This is a genomic window from Streptomyces sp. SID3212 (assembly GCF_009865405.1).
Lineage (GTDB): Bacteria > Actinomycetota > Actinomycetes > Streptomycetales > Streptomycetaceae > Streptomyces.
Genome location: NZ_WWJY01001109.1, coordinates 1 through 5641, shown reverse-complemented (window position 1 = coordinate 5641; position 5641 = coordinate 1). Strand labels below are relative to the sequence as shown.

At 71.7% G+C, this 5641-nt stretch carries 7 protein-coding genes; all 7 read left to right on the top strand.

The window, feature by feature from the left end:
- Positions 1 to 420 (top strand): tryptophan synthase subunit alpha (locus GT042_RS33005; protein ID WP_202534420.1); only part of this gene is annotated, 420 nt, incomplete at its 5' end.
- Between the two features lie 2 nt (positions 421 to 422).
- A complete protein-coding gene (locus GT042_RS33000) occupies positions 423 to 797 on the top strand; it encodes an ectoine synthase (RefSeq protein ID WP_161312365.1) in 375 nt (124 codons plus the stop codon).
- A gap of 46 nt (positions 798 to 843) precedes the next feature.
- Entirely contained in the window at positions 844 to 1989 is a 1146-nt protein-coding gene (locus tag GT042_RS32995; RefSeq protein WP_161312364.1) for an acyl-CoA dehydrogenase family protein, read from the top strand.
- On the top strand, positions 1986 to 2687 hold the full coding sequence (locus GT042_RS32990) for an N-(5'-phosphoribosyl)anthranilate isomerase (RefSeq protein WP_161312363.1): 702 nt from the start codon (positions 1986 to 1988) through the stop codon (positions 2685 to 2687). Before GT042_RS32995 ends, GT042_RS32990 begins: the two co-directional genes overlap by 4 nt.
- Positions 2684 to 3394: an indole-3-glycerol-phosphate synthase gene (locus tag GT042_RS32985; RefSeq protein WP_161312362.1), complete on the top strand. Its 711-nt coding sequence runs from the start codon at positions 2684 to 2686 to the stop codon at positions 3392 to 3394. Before GT042_RS32990 ends, GT042_RS32985 begins: the two co-directional genes overlap by 4 nt.
- Before the next feature lie 37 nt (positions 3395 to 3431).
- Complete coding sequence (locus tag GT042_RS32980; RefSeq protein ID WP_161312361.1) at positions 3432 to 4415, top strand: alpha/beta hydrolase; 984 nt, start codon at positions 3432 to 3434, stop codon at positions 4413 to 4415.
- A 121-nt stretch (positions 4416 to 4536) separates the two neighbouring features.
- Positions 4537 to 5481, top strand: coding sequence for a methylenetetrahydrofolate reductase [NAD(P)H] (gene metF, locus GT042_RS32975; protein WP_161312360.1), 945 nt, complete (start codon positions 4537 to 4539; stop codon positions 5479 to 5481).
- Positions 5482 to 5641: the final 160 nt, after the last annotated feature.

Sequence of the window (5641 nt, the reverse complement as noted above, 5' to 3'; positions counted from 1 at the left end):
GCCCACCTGGCCGCCGCCCGCGAGGCGGGGCTGCCCGTCGTCACCACCTGCTACCAGCAGAGCCCGCCCGCCACCCGGGCGGAGGCGGCGGCCCAGGCCACCGCCTACCTCTATCTCGTCGCCCACTACGGACGCAGCGGAACCGCGCCGGCCACCGGCCACGCGGACCTGGCCGGCACGGTCACCGCTCTCCGGGCGCACACGACGTCCCCGATAGCCGTCGGCTTCGGGGTCAGGACCAGACAGGACGTGGAAGCCGTACGCGCCTGCGGCGCCGATGGCGTGATCATCGGTTCCGCCGGCGTCGCCACGATCGAGCAGGCACTCGACCAGGGCGACGACGTCGTCCGGGCCTTCCGCGACTTCGTCCGGTCCGTCTCTCCCATCCCAACCAACACACCCGAGAGAACAGGGAGTTGAACATGATTATCCGTGACCTGGAGAACGTCAAGACCGTCGAATGGGGCAACGGCCTGAGCCGTCGCTTCCTCACGGCCGCGGACGGCCTCGACTACAGCGTCACCGACACCACCGTGCGCGCCGGCACCAAGTCCCGCCTCCAGTACCGCAACCACCTGGAGACCTGCTACTGCATCGAGGGCTCCGGCGAGGTGATCGAGCTCGACGGCACGTCCCACGCGCTCACGCCGGGCGTCCTGTACTCCCTCAACGAGAACGATCCCCACTACCTCGTGGCGAGCCCGCACGAGGACCTCCGCCTGGTGTGCGTCTTCTCGCCGGCCCTCCAGGGCGACGAGGTGCACCAGCTCGACGAACACAGCTCCTCCGCCTACTGATCCACCCCAGACCCGCACGGTCCGTACGTACATCGAAAGGCTCGCCGTGATCCGCTGGAACGCCGATCAGACCGACCTGCGCGAGGGCCTGGCACGGTGGGGCGAGGCCCTCAGCGCCGGCCACATCGAACAGGACGAACAGGCCACGTTCTCCTGGGACAAGTGGAAGCTGATCCGGGAGACCGGCATTCTCGGACTGCCCTTCGGGGAGGAGTGGGGCGGCCTTGGACAGTCCCTGCTCACCACCATGCACGTGCTCGAAGGCCTGGGCGAGAACTGCCGCGACTCGGGGCTGAGTTTCTCGGTCACCACCACCATGGCCAGCACGGGTGTCCCCGTGGAGCAGTTCGGCACGGCGGCCCAGAAAGAGAAGTACCTCACCGGGGTCTGCTCCGGCGAGACGATCGGCGCCCACGCGATCACCGAGGCGGAGAGCGGCTCGGACGCCATGGCGATGACCACCCGGGCCGTCCGGGACGGCGACCACTTCGTCCTCAACGGCGGCAAGATCTTCGTCAGCAACGGGCCGGTCGCCGACGTCGTCGTCGTCTACGCGCGTACGCGCCCGGACGGCGGAGCCCTCGGCGTCACCGCGTTCCTCGTGGACCGGGACACCCCCGGCCTCGTCATCGGAAAACCCACCAAGAAGATGGGCCTGCGCACCTCACCCATCAGCGAGCTCTACTTCGACGACTGCCGCGTTCCCGCCACCCAGGTCCTCGGCCGCGTCGGCGGGGGGTTCCTCGTGCTCGACCACGTGATGAAGCGCGAGATCCTCTACTCCTTCGTCGTCAACGTGGGGGAGATGCGGTACCGCCTCGGCCGCCTCGTCGAGCAGGCGAGGACCCGCCGCTCCTTCGGGAAGACCATCGGCTCCTACCAGTCCGTCGCGAACAAGATCGTCGACGCGAAGATCCGGCTGGAGACGGCCTCCAAATGGCTGTACGACACCGGTGAGCGCCTCGCGGCCGGCGAGAACGTCACGACCGACCTCGCCATCGCCAAACTCCTCACCAGCGAATCCAACCTCGCCACCAGCCTGACCGCCGTCCAGCTCTTCGGCGGACACGGCTACATGACCGAGTACGGCCTGGAGAAGGACGTACGCAACGCCGTCGCCGGCACCATCTACTCCGGCACCAGCGAGATCCAGTACAACCGCATCGCCTCGATGATGGGCCTCGGCCAGTGAGCGTGCCGGCCGGCGTCCTCAAGGTCTGCGGAGCCACCGAACTCGCCGACATCGCCCTGCTCGCCGCCCACGGGGCCACCTGCGCCGGCCTCTGGCACGGGGTGCCCGGCGGCCACGCGGACCTGCCCGAGGACCGGCTGGCCGGCCTGGTCACCGCCGCCCACGCCACCGGCCGCCTCGAACCGGTCCTCGTCACCTTCCTCGGCGACCCGGACGCCCTCGTCACGCTGGCCCGCCGCACCGGGCTCCGCTGGCTCCAGCTGCACGCCTACCAGCCGCCCTCCGTGGTCCGGGCGCTGCGCGCCGCCCTGCCCGACGCGGTGCTGGTCAAGGTGCTCCACCTGCGCGACGGCGTCTGCCTGGAACGCCCGCTGATCGGCGCGTACGAACGGGCCGGCACCGACCTCTTCCTCCTCGACACCACCACCGAGGACGGCCGGATCGGCAGCACGGGACAGGCCCTGCGCGCGGACGACGTGCTGGACCTGCTGCCCCGCCTCACCCGGCCGTTCCTGCTCGCCGGGGGCATCACCCCCGCCCACCGCCCCGGCCTCGAAGCCGTCGTGAGCCACCCCGGGTTCCGCGGCGTCGACGTCGACACGGCGGCACGCGACGGCCACGGACGCCTCGCGGCGCCGGCCGTCACCGCCCTGGCCCGCGCCTGGCGGACCGTACCTCTCCTGGAGGAGACCAGATGACCGCCCGTTTCCTGGAAGCCCTGCTGGCCGCCGAGCGCCCGCTGGTCATGGAGGTCAAACGGCGTGACGCGCACGGCTACGACCTGCTCGGCGGACGCACCCCGGCCGCGATCGTGGAATCGTACGAACGCGCGGGCGCGCCCTGTATTTCCGTGGTGACGGGCCGCTGGTTCGGCGGGACGACGGCCCTGCTCCGCGACGTCGCCGCGCTCACCGATCTGCCCCTGCTCCAGAAGGACTTCATCACCCGCAAGGACCAGCTGCGGGCCGCCAGGGAGCTGGGCGCCTCGGCCGTCCTGCTCACCGCCGCCCTGCTGCCCAGGTCGAGCATGCGCACCCTGATCTCCGGCTGCCTCGCCGAGGGCCTCACCCCCTTCGTGGAAGTGACCCAGGAGGCCGAACTCGACGGGCTGCCGCACGCCGACGAGTGTGTCGTCGCCGTCAACAACAAGGACATCAAGGTCAAGGAGAGCGATCGCGGAGACCTGGACCGGAGCATGGCCCTGCTGCCCGCCCTCCGCGCGTCCGGTACCCGGTGTCCGGTGAGCGCCAGCGCCATCGACAGCCCGGTCGCCGCCGCACGCCTGCTCGACGCGGGCTTCGCGGGTCTGCTGGTCGGTACGTCGCTGCTGCGCACCGACAGCGCGGCCGGCTGGCTGGAGGACCTGGACCGTGCCAGGGTCCGGCCACCGTCCCGCACGTCCTGACCGCCCTGTCCCGTACCGCTCCTGGAGACCAGCACCCATGACCGCTCCGGCCGACACCACGCCACCGCCCGGCCCCGCCCTCGGCTCCGACCCCGCCGCCGCTCCTGACCTCGGCCCCGTTCTCGGATCCGACCTCAGCCTTGTCCCCGCCGTCCGGCCGATCCTCCTGGACGCCGGCGGGGTCCAGGTGTCCGGCCTGCTCGCCGAACCCGCCGGTGTCCACGACGGCACCGGCGGAGCACCACGCGCCGTCATCGTCGCCGTGCACGGCCGCGGCATGTGCGCCGACTACTTCAACGGCCTCACCGACCCGCTCAACTCCCTGCTCACCCTGGGCGCGCGGCTCGGCCACACCGTACTGGCGCTGGACCGCCCCGGGTACGGGCTGTCCGCGCGGCAGCTCCCGGACGGCCACTCCCTCGGCGAACAGGCGGTCGTCCTGCACACCGCGCTCGCCGCCTTCGCCCAGACCCACCCCACCGGCGCCGGCTTCTTCCTCGCCGCCCACTCCGACGGCGGCAAGGTCGCCTTCCACATGGCCGCCGCCGAAGCCGGCGGGTCGCTGCTCGGCCTGGACGTCAACGGCTGCGGCTGGCAGTACAACCCCGAGGCCCGCCACTTCCCCGACACCCTCGGCGGGGGCGCGTCCCGGCTCAACTGGGGGCCGCTGCACCTCTATCCGCCCGGTACGTTCCGGGCGAGCCGCTCCCTCCTCCAGCGCGTCCCCCGGCACGAGGCCGCCCAGACCGCCTCCTGGCCCGCGCAGTACCCGCGCCTGGCCGGCCGCGTCACGATCCCCGTACGCCTGACGTTCGCGGAACACGAACTGTGGTGGCGGCTCGGCGACGACGACCTCGCCGAGATGACGGCCCTCCTCACCGCGGCCCCGCACGTCGCGGTGGAGCGGCTGCCCGAAGCCGGCCACAACATCAGCCTCGGCCACGCGGCCCGCGCCTACCACGTCCGGGCGGTGGCGTTCCTGGAGGAGTGCCTGCTCCGCGGGCGCGCCGGCACCCGCTGACCCCCACGGGGGCGGCCACACACCGCTGATCACCATGCGGCCACGGCGGAACGCAGCGCCACTCGGCGGCTACTGTGCGAACTCACAGGTGCCTCGACCGACTTCAGGAAGGACCTCCGCCATGGCGGCAGAGACCGCAGACCGTCCGCCGTACCCCCAGCCCGGCCCCCGCGCGCTGCTCTCCGAAGGCCGGCGCTCGTTCTCCTTCGAATTCTTCCCGCCGAAGACCGAAGCCGGGGAACGCACCCTCTGGAACGCGATCCGCCGTATCGAACCGCTCGCCCCCACCTTCGTCTCCGTCACGTACGGCGCGGGCGGCTCCTCACGCGACCGCACCGTCGAGGTCACCAAGCGCATCGCCGCCGAGACCACCCTCACCCCGGTCGCCCACCTGACGGCCGTCGGCCACTCCGTCGCCGAACTGCGCCACATCATCGGCCAGTACGCGGACGCCGGCATCCGCGACGTCCTCGCCCTGCGCGGCGACCCGCCGGGCGACCCGCGCGCCGAATGGGTACGCCACCCCGAGGGCTTCGCCCAGGCGAGCGAACTGGTCACCCTCATCAGGGACCTGGGCGACTTCACGGTCGGCGTGGCCGCCTTCCCCGAGCGCCACCCGCGCTCCGCCGACTGGGACACCGACATCCGCCACTTCGTCGCCAAGTGCCGCGCGGGCGCCGACTACGCCATCACCCAGATGTTCTTCGACGTGGACGACTACCTGAGACTGCGCGACCGGCTGGCGGCGGCCGGCTGCACGACCCCGATCATCCCGGAGATCATGCCCGCCACCGACGTACGGCAGATCCGCCGGTTCGCCGAACTCAGCGACGCCCGCTTCCCCGACCACCTCGCCCAGCGCCTCGAAGCCGCCAGGGACAACCCCGCCGACGGCCACCGCATCGGGGTCGAGCACGCCACGGCCATGGCCGAGCGGCTGCTCGCCGAGGGCGCCCCCGGCCTGCACTACATCACCCTGAACCGCTCCACCGCCACGCTGGAGATCCACCAGAACCTCGGCGTGAGCGCGCGCGACGACCGCGAACCGGCCACCGTGCCGCGCTGAACCCGCCTCCCGGCAGGCGGGGTTGGACGCAGGGACATGCACCTGAGCTTTACAACTATGTACCGTCTCAGCGCCTTCGGCTTGACTGGAACCATGAGGCGGACGTCAGACAAGGAACTTCGATGAGTCACTACCCTCCCGGCACCCCCCACCCCTACGT